Genomic DNA, 13,389 nt, shown 5'->3' on the forward strand with positions numbered 1-13,389 from the left:
CCTTCTTTGTGAAATCCTACAACACGAGTTCGAAATCCTCGTCGAGGCAGTCGCGGTCCCGGCGTTCGAGGAGCGCGCTTGAGATCTGCTCGATCAGCCGCAGGCAGCCACGGTAGCCGACGACCGGCATCAGCGGGTGGACGGCCCGGTCGAGGACCGGGAAGCCGACCCGGACGAGCGGGATGTCCTCGGCCCGGGCGATGTACTTGCCGTACGATGTCCCGAGGATGAGGTCGACTTTCTCCTCCTTGATCCACTGCTGGAGCTCGAAGAGGTCGCCTTCCGCTTTCACTTTGCTGCCCTCCACCCCTGCTTCGGTAAGCATCTTCCGGATCTCCGGCTCGAACTGTTTGCCGGGCGTGCCCGTGAGAATATACTTCGGGACCATGCCCATCGTCAGGACGAACTCCGTGAGGGCGATGACGTGGTCGGGGTCCCCGAAGATCGCGACTTTCTTCCCCTGGTAGTGGAAGTGGGTGTCGATGAGGGTGTCCACGACCTGTCCCCGCTCGATGGCGAGCGACTTCGGGACGACGACGCCGAACCAGTCTTTGACCGCCATGATGAAGTCGTCCGTTGCTTTCAGCCCGATCGGGAGCTTGAGCGGAATACCCGTGACCCCGAATTTCTCCTGCAGGAGGTCGGCAGCATCGTTGGACGCCCATGCCCCGAGCGCGATCGTTGCCGAGGAGTTGGCCGAGTCGCGAATCTCCGCGATGGTCGCCCCACCCTCCGGGTACATCTCGTACTTGCTGGTCAGCGGCGAGTCGAGGACATCGGAGGTGTCCGGGAACATGATCGTCCTGACCCCGAGCTCGGTGACGATCCTACGGATCTCCCGCATGTCGCCCGGGTTGACGAACCCGGGGATGACGTTGAGCTGGTTCTTCTTCTCTTCCCCGTCAGTCTGCGCGAGGTACGAGACCATCGCTTTGACCATGCCGGAGAACCCGGTGATGTGCGAGCCCTGGTAGCTCGGGGTGTTGACGTGGATGACGTGCTTTCCCTCCGGGATCTCGGACTGTTTGAGGATATTCGGGATGTCGTCCCCGATCGTCTCTGAGAGGCAGGTGGTGTGGACCGCCATGATCTCGGGGTTGTAGATCGCAAACACGTTCTTGATCGAGGTCTTGAGGTTCGCGGCCCCGCCAAAGACCGAGGCTCCTTCCGTGAAGGAACTCGAACTCGCGAGCACCGGGTCCCGGAAGTGCCGGGTCAGGTGCATCCTGTGGTACGCGCAGCAGCCCTGCGAGCCGTGGCTGTGGGGCAGGCACCCGTGGATGCCGAGCGCCGCGTACATCGCGCCGATCGGCTGGCAGGTTTTTGCCGGGTTGATCTTGCCGGTCGTGTGGCCGGCCGTTCCTTCCGGTACGCATTCAAGCATTGGATTCACTCCGTTGTTCGTTCTCCCGCTCCCATGGCGGGGTGATCAGTTTCCATGCGGGGGTCGTGAGCGCATTGACAACGTCGCGGGCGAAGTTGATCGCGCCGTTGTAGCCAGCGTAGGGCCCGCTGTAGTCGTAGGCGTGCAACTGTTTTGACGCGACGCCCATCTTGTGGACGATGTACTTGTCCCGGACGCCCGAGAGGAAGAGGTCTGGTTTGGCCGTTTTTATCAGTATTTCGACCTCGTGGTGGTTTGCATCGTCGATGATGACCTGCCCCTCTTTCATGTTCGGGTAGATGCCCTCGTAGTAGTTGAGCGGGACTTTTGCTTTCAGCTCCTCGAACTTCTCCTTCGACATGTTCAGGTGGACGTGCGCTTCCTTGTACATTTTTTCGTCAGGGACGAGGTGGAGCTCAGGGATGTTCTTGCTGTCAGCGTCGGTCTTGATGGTGGGGATAACCTGCCGGCCCTCGTAGTCGTCCCGGTGGGCAAACTCGTAGCCGGCGATGATCATCTCCATGCCGAGGTCGCGGAGGAGGTACTGGTAGTGGTGGCTCCGGGATCCGCCGACGATTGCAAACGCGGTCTTGCCCTGCAGCACTTTCCGGTACTGGTCGAGGATGGGCCCGACCCGTGCGGTCTCCCGCTCGATGACTTCTTCGGTCTTCCTGACGAGTTCCTCGTCGCCGAAACACCGGGCCATCTGGCGCAGCGATTCGTTCGTCGACCCGGTGCCGATGAAGTTGACCTTCAGCCACGGTGTGCCGTACTTGGTCTCCATCATTTCTGCGATATAGTTGATCGACCGGTGGCACTGGACGAGGTTGAGGTCCGCAAGGTGCAGGTTTTTGATGTCGAGGTAGCTCGAATCCCCGGTGAGGACACAGTTAACCGTGTAGCCGACCTCTTTGAGGATCCGCTCCAGTTCCCACCCGTCCCCGCCGATGTTGTACTCGCCGAGGATGTTGATGACGTGCTTCCCATGCTTCCGCTCGGTGCCTGTCCCGATAACGTTCTGCATGATGTTGTTGTTCGCGATATGGTGACCGGCCGACTGGCTGACGCCCTTGTATCCCTCACAGTTGTACGCGAGCACCTGTATCCCGTGGCGTTGCTCGGCCGCTTTTGCGACCGCGTTGATATCGTCGCCGATGAGCCCCACCGGGCACGTGGCGCAGATGTTGATGGCCCGCGGGTGGAAGGTTGCGACGACTTCGTCGATCATCTTTGCGAGCTTCTTCTCGCCGCCGAAGACGATGTCCGGCTCCTGCATGTCGGTCGTGAAGCAGAGGTTCGAGTACACTTTGTCTTTCGGGGTCGTGTCATCGGCCCGTGCTTTGTTCCGTCTTGTGCCCCAGCTGTAGTACCCGCAGCCGACCGGGCCATGGGTGATGGTCACCATGTCCTTGATCGGGCCGACGACCACGCCTTTGCAGCCGGCGTATGCGCAGCCGCGCTGCGAGATAATGCCGGGGATGGTCCGGGTGTTTGCCTCTATCTGCGGGCAGCACGCGGCTTCGTCGTTCTTGACGATGAGATGCTTCTTCCGGTTTTTCTTCACCATGTCCGGGTACGGGGTCAGCATCTCGTCGATCGTAGCTTCAATGTCTGTCATCAGATGCCTCCTTACCAGATTGCCGCTTCTCCCGATTCACCGGTGCGGACACGCACCGCGTCGAGGATCGGCATCACGAAGATCGTTCCGTCCCCGATGCCGTGCTCGGTCCTGTTCGCGTCCGTGATCGCCTCGACGATCCGCGGCACATCGTCATCGTGCGCGAGGATCGTGAAAAGCCGGCGCGGGAAGAACCGGGATCCGTCGAGAAAACTCGTGACGAGCTGCTCGGTATCCGCTCCTGCTCCACCCTCGTTCACACCCATAGCGAGGAGTTTTGCTTTGCACTCCTCGATCCGGGCCGGGTCGGTGACGAGCCTGCCCCGTCCCGAGACCTTCACCGCGGTGAACCCGGCGACGCCGGCTGCGACGAGGGCTTTTTTCGTGGCGCCGGTCTTTTTCATCCGGACCACTGCCAGAATTTCTTTCACGGGCAGTCCCTCCTAAAGTCCGCTCGTGCCCTTCGAGATGGTGTAGACCTCGTCGATGGGTGAGACGAAGATCTTCCCGTCGCCAAATGTCCCGTCGCTCCCGGTCTTTGCGGTCTTTAAGATCGTCCCGATGACCTTCTCCTTGTCTGCGTCTTGGATGGCAACGAGGATCAGGATCTTGGGGATCTCGTCATAGACCATCCCGCCGATCTTGATCCCCTTCTGCTTGCCGCGTCCCACGACATCCACCATCGTCGCCGCATTGAACCCCGCAGAGGAGAGCTCCGCGAGAACGTCGTCTTTCTTCTCCGGTCGAACTATTGCACGTATCAGTAACATTGCTACACTTCCGACTGTTTCCTGTCTGGTTTTTTCGCTCTCACATCGCGTCGAGGAAGCCGTGCTGCATCATGAGTTCCTCCAGCCGTTCCTGTTTCATCGGTTTCGGGATGACGAACATCTTGTTCTCGTCGATGGCTTTTGCGAGCTTCCGGTACTCGTCTGCTTGGCCGGAGGTCGGGTCGAAGTCGATGACCGTCTTTTTGTGGATCTCGGCCCGCTGGACGAGGTTGTCACGCGGGACGAAGTAGATGAGCTGGGACCCGAGTTCCTGGGCGAATGCCTCGAGAAGAGGGCGTTCATTGTCGACTTTCCTGCTGTTGCAGATAATGCCGCCGAGCCGCACCTTCCCGTTCGTCGCGTACTTCTGGATACCTTTTGCGATGTTGTTCGCCGCATAGAGCGCCATCAGTTCGCCGGAGGCGACGATGTAGATCTCTTCGGCCTTCCCTTCCCGGATCGGCATCGCGAACCCGCCACACACTACGTCGCCGAGCACATCGTAGAAGACGTAGTCGAGGTCGTCCGTATAGGCCCCGAGCGATTCGAGCAGGTTGATGGATGTGATGATACCGCGACCCGCACAGCCGACGCCGGGCTCCGGCCCGCCGGACTCCACGCACCGGACGTTCCCGAACCCGGGTTTCAGGATTGCCTCGAGCTCAATGTCGTCACCTTCATCTCTCAGGGTGTCGAGCACGGTCTTCTGGCACAGCCCGTGGAGAAGGAGCCGGGTCGAGTCCGCTTTCGGGTCGCACCCTACGACCATTACCTGTTTCCCTGCTTCTGCGAGCGCCGCAACCGTGTTCTGGGTTGTCGTTGATTTGCCGATACCGCCCTTTCCGTAAATTGCTACTTGTCGTTTCATTTCTTATACGCCTCTGCTTGTAATGTTGTCAGATTTTTTTCCGAAATCTTTTGATGATCTGATCCGAAGAGATCTCGTTTTTTATTGTCACCGCGATATCGCCGATGATCAGGTTTTCGTTCCTTGGTATCCGCCAAACCCAACTTCCGGTTCGGGACCAAAGGATGGTGAGTGAGTGAACGTGTCAGAGCCGGCGATCCGGGTGAATTCTGGTACTCGTGCCTTAGTCATTCCGCCCAGAAGTAGACTGGTTGATTTTCCGTTTGGACCAGAACCTGTATGATCGATACAGTGACGACAAGCACAGGGCGTCGTCGTTGGAGAGAAAATAGCGATCGGTCGGACACGACCTTCGTTACCTTCAATTACGTGCTTTTTCATAGTGCCTCCATTTCATATATACAAACATACAGTGCGCAAATATTTATAATTATCACTAGGAAGGAATATTCCTTCCATGTAACAAATGAACCATTTATTGGGCGATGACACTCATCAACACGGCGAATGTTGCTGCATTCAGCGGGGCATCACTTCATAGTTTTGCAAACCGCACATACTAATCAATCTTTCAGGATTCTGATGCCTTCTCGTGGCTTCAATACAGAAAATTTATTGATAAATTAGTGATTTCAGAAAACCGACGGAAAAGTTATCTTTAGTAGAAAATGCTAAAGGCTCGAAGATATACCACACCCATCAGTGCAGTTTTATGATGTTAATAGAGTAAAGAATGCTTGAAAAATTTTGCATCTTTCGGAATTAAAGTCCCATTTTCTAGTTTTTATACGTATAATCACTTGCGGTTTGATCTTCAGTAAACGGGATTGTCTTCATGGAAGGCTCCGGAGCACTGCCTCTAATTCGCTCTCAACGATCTCGCAGACACCGAGGGTTTTGAGGTGGAGATCGATCTCCACAATGACATGCGTATGACCGATCTCCCGGAGAGATGCGACCTGCCTGGGACCGTTGGTGATCGAGAAACATTCGATCTCGTCAGTATATTCAGGAGGAATCGCATAAGGGACACTGGCGATGAGTGCGAACGAGGGCGCAAGTTGCCGGAGCCGTTTGCCAAGCACGTCACCATTCGCACCGTATTCATCAAGCGCCCCGATAAATTTTGGTTCCAGCCCGCGTTTCGCAAGCTCGTCATATATCTGCAGCGCATCGGCCCGGGTCTTGGGCAGGCCACGATGTTCGAGGTTGGCTATATAGGTGATGTCGGCATCCGGGCACACCTCGTGGAGCGCAAGCAGTTCATCGGCAAACATGTAAGCAGTCTCTTTCTTCGCGTTCATGATCGCAACCTCCCTTGCGCCACTCCGGGCGAATCGCAGGAGCTCCTGACCAGCCTCATGCTTGAGATCCCCGCGGGAAAGCCTCGATATACAATTTTGAGGCGGCCCCCCTCACATGTTCGATCTCGTTGGCCTTCCCCAGCATAAACCGCTGACGGGAAAGTTCCTCAAGAGAGATCCAGCCAGTTCGCTCTGCAGCTTCCAAGGTGGAGAGAACACCGGCAATATTCTCAAGATACCCCGCGTGGATATCAACCGCGATCGTGGGAGTTATCGCACCCGCCCCGTCAATCGCGTACTGAAGGTCTTCGCCGATTATCATCGTCACGCAGGTACCGACGACCGCCATACGTCGGGGTTTTAAATGATCCTCGGAATACCGCAACATATTCTCCAGTGGTTTCTGCCCCCCGAAAATGAACTTATTGTCAGCAAGCGATGTAGTCAGGACATGCATTCCGTCCTCTTCGAGTAATCGGGCGTGCTTGAACGAACAGCCGGAAGGCCCGTGCAGGATTGCGACATCAACGTTGAGATCGTGGGCTGTATATAGGGCTGCAACAATCGAGCTTGGGCGGGGGTGCATGTATTTCACAGATATCATCACCAGATTTTAACCGCGATGACTTTGGATCTCCGGGAAGTTCCGCTCTTCGCGAAGGCAAGTTCCTCATCGAGAGTCTGCATTGCGAGTGGTAACTCGCGGGCCGAGACGAACATATTCGGTTGTACTGGAGTCGAGAAGCGGTGGATCCAGATCAGGTTCGCCGAACCGGTCGTTTCAACCGCCGCAAGCATCTGGTCAGGCCGGAAACTTTCACAAACTATTCGATTCTGATAAGTTGACGGTTGGTGGCGAATTTTTCACTTCATTAGAAACTCCCGACCAACCGTCAACTTATCAGAACAATTCAAAATCACTTCCTAATCAATTGACAACTATCTCATTCACTCGAGAATTTAATTTGGTAATTTTGCTTTTATTTCTCTTTCTCAGGAGATCCGCATACGTCATCTTCCCATCAGGATTTCCGATTTTTGTATCAAAGAAATCGATCTCATAATAGGTTATGTCAATTGGAATAGCTCTGTTGAATTCAAAAAAAAATTTTGCTTTTTCATTCCGGTTGGGAACTGATATCTCAATTTTTCCGCAACCTCTTTTTTTTGCGTTTCGTACGCAAAATTCAAACAATGCCCCGCCAATCCCAAGGTTTCTAAAATTATTTAATACAAATATTTCTTCAATAGAGAGACTGGGTAATGCTATGAAAGTCGAATATGATATGATAATAATAACATAAGCTACCCAATCCAGACCAATTTTTCCCAAATACGCTTCATATTTAGGATTTGTTAAGAAAGCATCTTTTTTTAGTCGATTTATTAAAGTAGTGTCAAGATAACGAGTTCTCTCCGATTCAATATATCTTTTATGAAGATCGATGAAATTATCAAAATTTTCTTTATTAAGTTTTTCTATTTGTAATCGAATTTCTTGCATTAGAAGGATCTTTCCTTCCATATTTTATAAATATTGCTTAAGCACAATAGCAAATTGGGAAATTAGCAAATTGGGAAATCAAAAAAAGTTCCAACTTCTAGTAAAATCAATCATAAACAAAGGAGTTAAATTTTATGAAGATGGTTTATGCGATTATAAGGCCAGAGAAATTGGATATGGTAAAAAAAGCCCTTGAAGAAAAGGGTTATGTTGCCATGAGTATCCTGGAAATAACCGGACGGGGAGAACAAAAAGGTATCCTTCTCGAATATCGGGGAGAAAATGTTGAAGTTGATACTCTGCCCAAAATCATGATCATGATGGTTGTAGACAGCTATGATGTGAATAAGATTATATCGATTATCCGCGAGGTCGGGAGAACAGGTCGCATTGGAGACGGAAAAATATTTGTTTTGCCTGTAGAGAAGATGGCGAGAGTACGCACCGATGAAACTTGGGGATGAATTCTAAATTTAGCAGTATCTATGAAGGGGTTTCCCCGCAATTTTTTTATTTTAAAATAAATGCAATAATATATTTTTTAAAACTTATTGATTAATCTTAATTATTATATAATAACAAAATCTTTACTTTATAGAAAAATTTATAACTAGTAGAAGGAAGTTACTTTCCAAAAGTTTAATATTAAAGCAAACAAAGTCCCTTTTAGCTAATGAGGATTCGATTTCGATGGATCAAGCACAAAATAACAACCAGCCTGCGGGCGGTCAACCCGCTGGAACAATGAAACGCACGCTGAACCTGACCTCGCTTCTGGTAAATGCCATGGCGCTTATTGCTCCCGGGGCGTTTCTCTGGACCACCTTCCAGGTGCAGGCAGCGCAGACCAATGGGGGTGTAACAACTGCAGGGGAGATGTGGACGGGCCTTCTCGCCGCACTTATTCTCGCGTTCTTAACGGCAATTTCCTATGCCGAGCTCGCGAATATTTATCCTCGGGCCGGTTCAGGCTCAACTTATTATTATGCTGAAGCTTCTTTCCTTGAAAAAGAAAAGACTGAGCACCGCAAATGGGCAAGAATCGCCAAATTCCTAGTAGGCTGGATATCACATCTCTACTATTGGATTTACCCGGGTATCATGGTAGCCTTCTCGGCCATTCTGATAGTGTATATCTTTGGCTTATTCGGGATCACTCTAGCAGTATGGCAACAGATTCTCGTAGCCATCATCTTTGCAGTCCTGAATGGGTATATCGCGTATCGTGGGATTAACGGTTCGACGATGACCGCGATCATCATCAATGCCATCCAGCTTGCGGCACTCATTGCCTTTTCGATACTGGCGATACTGTACCGTTACTCGCATCCGGAACTGGCATATGTCCAGACCGCCTCTTCCATACTCATCCCGCATAACTTCACCAATCTGCTGTTTCAGTCAACGATCGCCATTCTGTTGTTGGTGGGGTTCGAGTCGGTAACATCCCTTGGTTCCGAAGCGCTCCAGCCAAAGAAGGATATCAAATGGGCAATCCTTCTCTCCCTTGTCATCCAGGGCGCGTTTGCCTATTTGTTCGAATACTTCGCCGCCATCTATTTTGTCGGCCCTCAACTGACCGGCACCGATTCGACGGGGGCCGCAGTGTCGGGTTATGCGGCAGCCGCGGCATCCGGGGCTCCTATTGGGGATATGGTGCGAGTTATCGGTGACGCTATGCTGGGGGGTTCAGGATTCGTGTTGGTCCTGATATTTGCTGCAACGGTGGTGCTGGCACTGATTGGAACTACCCTGGCCTGCCTTAACACCGGTGTCCGTATAACCTATGCTATGGGCAAAGACAAAGAGATGCCCACCCTGCTCGGTATTCTGCACGGCAAGTACGACACTCCTCACTACGGAATCTGGATTCTCGTTGCGATATCTGCCGCGTTCGGCGCGTACGGTGTCCTGAACGTGGACAACCTGACCCAGATCACGCTAGCGTCAAATACCGGCACATTCCTTCTCTATGGTCTGACGAATTTAATCTGCCTGTGGGCATTCTTCCACCGACCCGATGCAAATTTCCTGAAACACAGGTTGGTTCCCTTGTTAGGGTTCCTCGCAAATATCCTCATGCTCGGGGCTATCGTCTGGATCGGTATGAGCGCCGGAGGAAATACAGCGATGGATGCCGTAATTGCCATCGCGGTGGTCATAGCCTGGCTAGTAGCCGGGGCAGTGTGGTTTATTCACAATACAAAGAAAGAAGGTCACCCGGTAACGACCGAACATATGCCACAGGCAACCGGACTGGAGATTGATAATTCATAATTAAGATTAGCAGCAGAGGACTGGTTTACTCCCTGAGGTAATGGGGCCCGAAAATGTCTGAGACAAACGCGCGTGACAAAAAAAGCGTTCGGACTCTGATATTCTCATTTTTAACTATCGAAGGGTATGTGTGATTACCGTGACAGAAAATTCCATAGTGCAATCACCTGGCAGGAAGCCAAACCTGATCGGTGTCATTGTGAAGTGGCGGGTCATAACTCACCAGGGATTGATGCGGTCCCAGAACGAGGATGCCCATTGGGTAGGTCATTCCATCGAAGTAAAAACAGAGACTGAGTCCGCGTCAAGGTATATCTTTGCCGTTGCTGATGGGCTTGGTGGACATCGTGGAGGGGCTATTGCCAGCAGGACGGCCCTGAAATCTGTCAAAGCTGAATTTTATAAATGGCATGGGGGGGCGGCGGACGGAATGATTGGCCAGGCAATGCAGAAGGCAAATCAAAAAGTGTTCTGCGTGGCACAGTCAGACCCTGAATTATTCCGTAAAATGCAGACCACGTTAACGGTCGTCGCACTTGACCAGGATTCGTTAACCGTCGGGCATATTGGGGACTGCCGACTGTACCGTTTACGAGATGATTGTATCAAAATATTAACCCGTGATCACACCATGTCGAATGATTTGCTCCAGATGCACCTGATCTCCGCGGAACAGGCGTCGACACATCCCGGGCGCCACCAGCTGACCCGTTCAATTGGCAGCGAGCTATTCATGAATGCAGATATAATACGTGAAAAGGTTCGCCCCGAGGACACTTATCTTCTCTGCAGTGACGGATTGTGGTCAGAACTTACAGAAGAGGAAATTCTGAATGCGATGCAGCAAAATGATGTCAGTTCAGCTTGTGAAAAACTTGTACGGGTTGCACTCAGTGCCGGAGCCCCGGATAACATTACCGCGATTGCATTTCATATCGAAACCGTAGGAAACTGCACCGCTCCCGCGTTTTCCTGGCGAACATTCTTTCGAATGAGTTAGTTCAAAAGATTAAGAATCTGCCAGCACCGTTCACTCTAAAATAATATAGGAATAAACATAATATCCAGAGACTGTGTATCCATCGGCTTTATGCCCAAAAGAGACACGAAATGAGAAATTTTCCAGAAGCAGGCAGTGAGGTTTGTTGATGTATAAGGAAGGCGACCTGATCTGTAATTATAAAATACTGGGATTGCTAGCCCAAGGGGGGTTCAGTCAGATCTACAAGGCAAATGCCCCTGATGGCACGCTGGTAATTCTTAAGTTCCCTGATGTTGCATTACTTGGGGATCTCGCAACGTACGAGCGTTTTCGTCGCGAGGTCTCGATCGGGCAGAAACTGAAACATCCCGCGATCCCTCGGGCAATCAGCTTCAATGAAGGATCTGATTGCGTATTCCTCGTCTTGGAATTTATCGAAGGCATTCCTCTCCGCACCTACATCAGCGAACATGCGCCGTTACCGCTCAGCGAGGTTCTCTCTCTTGCTGACCAGCTCGCCGGGACAATCGAGTATCTTCATGCGAACGGTGTCTATCACCGTGACCTGAAACCCGAAAATATTATTATCGGGCCGGATGGTAAAATTCACATTCTTGATTTTGGGAGCGCGTTGCTTGAAGGTTCGCGAAGGGTAACGTGGAGATGGGCCTCGAATACCTTTGGAACTCCGGATTATATGGCACCTGAACAGATTCAGGGGAAACGGGGGGATTCCCGTACTGATGTGTACGCTCTGGGGATGATTATCTATGAATTGCTTACCGGCACACTGCCATTTCAGGGTGATAATGCCCTTGCTGTCATGAATCAGCACCTCACTGCAATTCCTGTCTCGCCCCGCACTATCCAGTCATCAATCCCTCCGGGCATTGATGCAGTGGTGCTCAAATCAATACGCCGAGACACTGAAGAACGCTATCAAACTATCAGAGAGTTCCGGTATGATTTGCAGCATTTTTCAGAGCTCGATTTATCACGATTCAGATTGGAGCCGGAACCGTCATCTACCGGGGGAGGTGTGCTCACCAACCGCCAGATATGGGTGAGGAGCATTTTGATCTTTATCGGTTTTCTAGTAGGTGCGGCATTATTAGTATTGGTTGCGCATCTGATGCAGCACCGGTAAGAAGTAATGCGGCGGAATGGTGGCTTGCGCATTCAATTATCATTGATCGGAAATATAGGGAAGTCGACTCAAAAAACTCTCTAACGGGGTTCCGCCATACGTTTCTTTAATTCTTCTCTTACTACGCGGGATAGAAAAATTTCTCTATACGACCCTTTTTTCCCATGGAAATTTTTCATAATGATTCCCGTGAGGGTGCATCCGCCCAGCACGGATGAATTTACGGGCAAGGGATTCGAGTTCATAGGTTTCCGGGGAGAGGGAATCGAAAACCAATATTCTCTGTGATGCACCGGCTGGTGTGCGTTCACCTCTGCGGGGATCGAGTCCGGGCTAAACTCAATCACCGTCTGCTGGTTCATTAAAAATCATGTGAACGGATCATCGTGGCCAGTACATAATGACGGATACACCTATGAGTGCGATTGCGTCGCCGAGGATGTCAAACATATCCGGTGTTACTCCATCGATCTGCCGACCCCAGAGCAATGCAAGCACTATAAAAACTCCACCGTACGCCGCATATACCCTCCCCGAAATTTGCATTCTGTAATGTGGGAATAATCCCCTACAACGCGAGCAGAATTGCACCAAGCACCGCATATTCAAATCCTTTGCCATCCCTCATCCAGATGAGGTATCCTCCACCGATTTCAAATAATCCGGCAAGTATAAATAAGAAAATTGAGAGGAAAATCATATCAGTACCACGTCATAATTTTATAAAAAATAACGTTTTCCAGCAATACGCGACCGTTTTGTTGATGTGATTGCAAAAAAGAAATCAAATTTCAATAGTATACATTTTTTATGTCGGAAGTTACGTTCGGAACTACTAATACATGCGGGGAAAGGATCGTTGCTGAGGCTCCTGAGAGTGTCAAAATGATTCTTTGAGAGTTTTACAGAACAGCATTTTCTTTCCTTTAATCAGAATTAAAGAGTCAGTAATGGTGGTCGCTCCAATGCTTTGTCTTATCAAAGAAAAATATCAATAATTTCCGGAATAGGGATGACCTTTGACCCGTGCATTTTTCAGATGGCTAATGCCGGCATAGATATCATTAATGGTATTGGTTCTGTATGGGCCAAGAAATCTCCGCATTTTTACGAGATTAAACGTGAGCTTATTAACTCGTCCAGGGCTGATATTGCTGGTCACCGCGACCCATGCAACATGATTTTCGATAAGAGTGCGGTCATCGGCGGTGATTCGCCCCTCCTGAAGTGCATTTGCGAGCGAACGGGGAGCGTACTCGGGTTTGATGTGGTGAAACTCGACGGTTTCAGAAGGGGATGAACCAGAACTCCTATCGCTGAACACATTACATTCAGTCTTAGGGGTTGCCTTAAAACTTCTCAGGGATTTAGGATTCTGAACGCTTTTAGAAAAGATTTGACCCTTAGAGCCGGATGCGAGGGATGGGATTCGAACCCAAGAACTCCTACGAGACTAGGCCCTCAACCTAGCGCCTTTGACCTGGCTTGGCTACCCTCGCCTTTGTGCCATAACAAAGAGGTTGTCTATCTAATAA

General features: G+C 51.0%; 14 protein-coding genes, 1 tRNA gene and 1 pseudogene. 5 read left to right on the top strand and 11 right to left on the bottom strand.

From position 1 onward, the window contains the following. Positions 1–16 precede the first annotated feature (16 nt). From nifK to ABSE13_RS10795, 8 genes and pseudogenes are all read right to left on the bottom strand, one after another. On the bottom strand, positions 17–1,384 hold the full coding sequence (gene nifK / locus ABSE13_RS10760; protein ID WP_424028519.1) for a nitrogenase molybdenum-iron protein subunit beta: 1,368 nt from the start codon (positions 1,382–1,384) through the stop codon (positions 17–19). Next, complete coding sequence (nifD, locus tag ABSE13_RS10765) at positions 1,377–3,002, bottom strand: nitrogenase molybdenum-iron protein alpha chain (RefSeq protein WP_424028520.1); 1,626 nt, start codon at positions 3,000–3,002, stop codon at positions 1,377–1,379. Before nifD ends, nifK begins: the two co-directional genes overlap by 8 nt. An 11-nt stretch (positions 3,003–3,013) precedes the next feature. Further along, on the bottom strand, positions 3,014–3,433 hold the full coding sequence (locus ABSE13_RS10770) for a P-II family nitrogen regulator (protein ID WP_424028521.1): 420 nt from the start codon (positions 3,431–3,433) through the stop codon (positions 3,014–3,016). Positions 3,434–3,445: 12 nt separating this feature from the next. Beyond that, positions 3,446–3,772, bottom strand: coding sequence for a P-II family nitrogen regulator (locus ABSE13_RS10775; RefSeq protein ID WP_424028522.1), 327 nt, complete (start codon positions 3,770–3,772; stop codon positions 3,446–3,448). 40 nt (positions 3,773–3,812) lie between these two features. Next, on the bottom strand, positions 3,813–4,640 hold the full coding sequence (nifH, locus tag ABSE13_RS10780) for a nitrogenase iron protein (RefSeq protein ID WP_424028523.1): 828 nt from the start codon (positions 4,638–4,640) through the stop codon (positions 3,813–3,815). 833 nt (positions 4,641–5,473) lie between these two features. Next, positions 5,474–6,539 (bottom strand): annotated as a pseudogene (gene cfbD, locus ABSE13_RS10785) (Ni-sirohydrochlorin a,c-diamide reductive cyclase catalytic subunit). An 8-nt stretch (positions 6,540–6,547) separates the two neighbouring features. Further along, on the bottom strand, positions 6,548–6,742 hold the full coding sequence (locus ABSE13_RS10790) for a hypothetical protein (protein WP_424028524.1): 195 nt from the start codon (positions 6,740–6,742) through the stop codon (positions 6,548–6,550). Positions 6,743–6,872: 130 nt separating this feature from the next. Further along, the gene (locus ABSE13_RS10795) at positions 6,873–7,448 is read right to left on the bottom strand and encodes a GNAT family N-acetyltransferase (protein ID WP_424028525.1); all 576 of its coding nucleotides are present in this window, start codon (positions 7,446–7,448) and stop codon (positions 6,873–6,875) included. A gap of 134 nt (positions 7,449–7,582) precedes the next feature. Between ABSE13_RS10795 and ABSE13_RS10800 the strand changes: the two genes are divergently transcribed. From ABSE13_RS10800 to ABSE13_RS10815, 4 genes are all read left to right on the top strand, one after another. Further along, positions 7,583–7,912, top strand: a complete 330-nt coding sequence (locus ABSE13_RS10800; protein WP_424028526.1) for a P-II family nitrogen regulator — start codon at positions 7,583–7,585, stop codon at positions 7,910–7,912. A gap of 226 nt (positions 7,913–8,138) precedes the next feature. Further along, positions 8,139–9,725, top strand: a complete 1,587-nt coding sequence (locus ABSE13_RS10805) for an APC family permease (protein WP_424028527.1) — start codon at positions 8,139–8,141, stop codon at positions 9,723–9,725. A gap of 139 nt (positions 9,726–9,864) precedes the next feature. After that, entirely contained in the window at positions 9,865–10,725 is an 861-nt protein-coding gene (locus ABSE13_RS10810) for a PP2C family protein-serine/threonine phosphatase (protein ID WP_424028528.1), read from the top strand. Positions 10,726–10,873: 148 nt separating this feature from the next. Next, on the top strand, positions 10,874–11,854 hold the full coding sequence (locus ABSE13_RS10815; RefSeq protein WP_424028529.1) for a serine/threonine protein kinase: 981 nt from the start codon (positions 10,874–10,876) through the stop codon (positions 11,852–11,854). A gap of 381 nt (positions 11,855–12,235) precedes the next feature. Here ABSE13_RS10815 and ABSE13_RS10820 read toward each other — a convergent pair whose 3' ends face one another. Both ABSE13_RS10820 and ABSE13_RS10825 read right to left on the bottom strand, forming a co-directional pair. Next, on the bottom strand, positions 12,236–12,475 hold the full coding sequence (locus tag ABSE13_RS10820; RefSeq protein ID WP_424028530.1) for a YnfA family protein: 240 nt from the start codon (positions 12,473–12,475) through the stop codon (positions 12,236–12,238). Further along, positions 12,423–12,554 carry a YnfA family protein gene (locus tag ABSE13_RS10825; RefSeq protein ID WP_424028531.1) on the bottom strand — a complete coding sequence of 44 codons (132 nt, stop codon included), beginning with the start codon at positions 12,552–12,554 and terminating at the stop codon, positions 12,423–12,425. The genes ABSE13_RS10820 and ABSE13_RS10825 overlap by 53 nt, the downstream gene beginning before the upstream one ends. A gap of 312 nt (positions 12,555–12,866) precedes the next feature. Between ABSE13_RS10825 and ABSE13_RS10830 the strand changes: the two genes are divergently transcribed. Beyond that, the gene (locus tag ABSE13_RS10830; protein WP_424028532.1) at positions 12,867–13,154 is read left to right on the top strand and encodes a hypothetical protein; all 288 of its coding nucleotides are present in this window, start codon (positions 12,867–12,869) and stop codon (positions 13,152–13,154) included. A 114-nt stretch (positions 13,155–13,268) separates the two neighbouring features. Here ABSE13_RS10830 and ABSE13_RS10835 read toward each other — a convergent pair. Beyond that, positions 13,269–13,353, bottom strand: a tRNA-Leu gene (locus ABSE13_RS10835). Positions 13,354–13,389 lie beyond the last annotated feature (36 nt).

This window comes from Methanoregula sp. (assembly GCF_049518935.1).
In the GTDB taxonomy this organism is placed as follows: Archaea; Halobacteriota; Methanomicrobia; order Methanomicrobiales; family Methanospirillaceae; genus Methanoregula.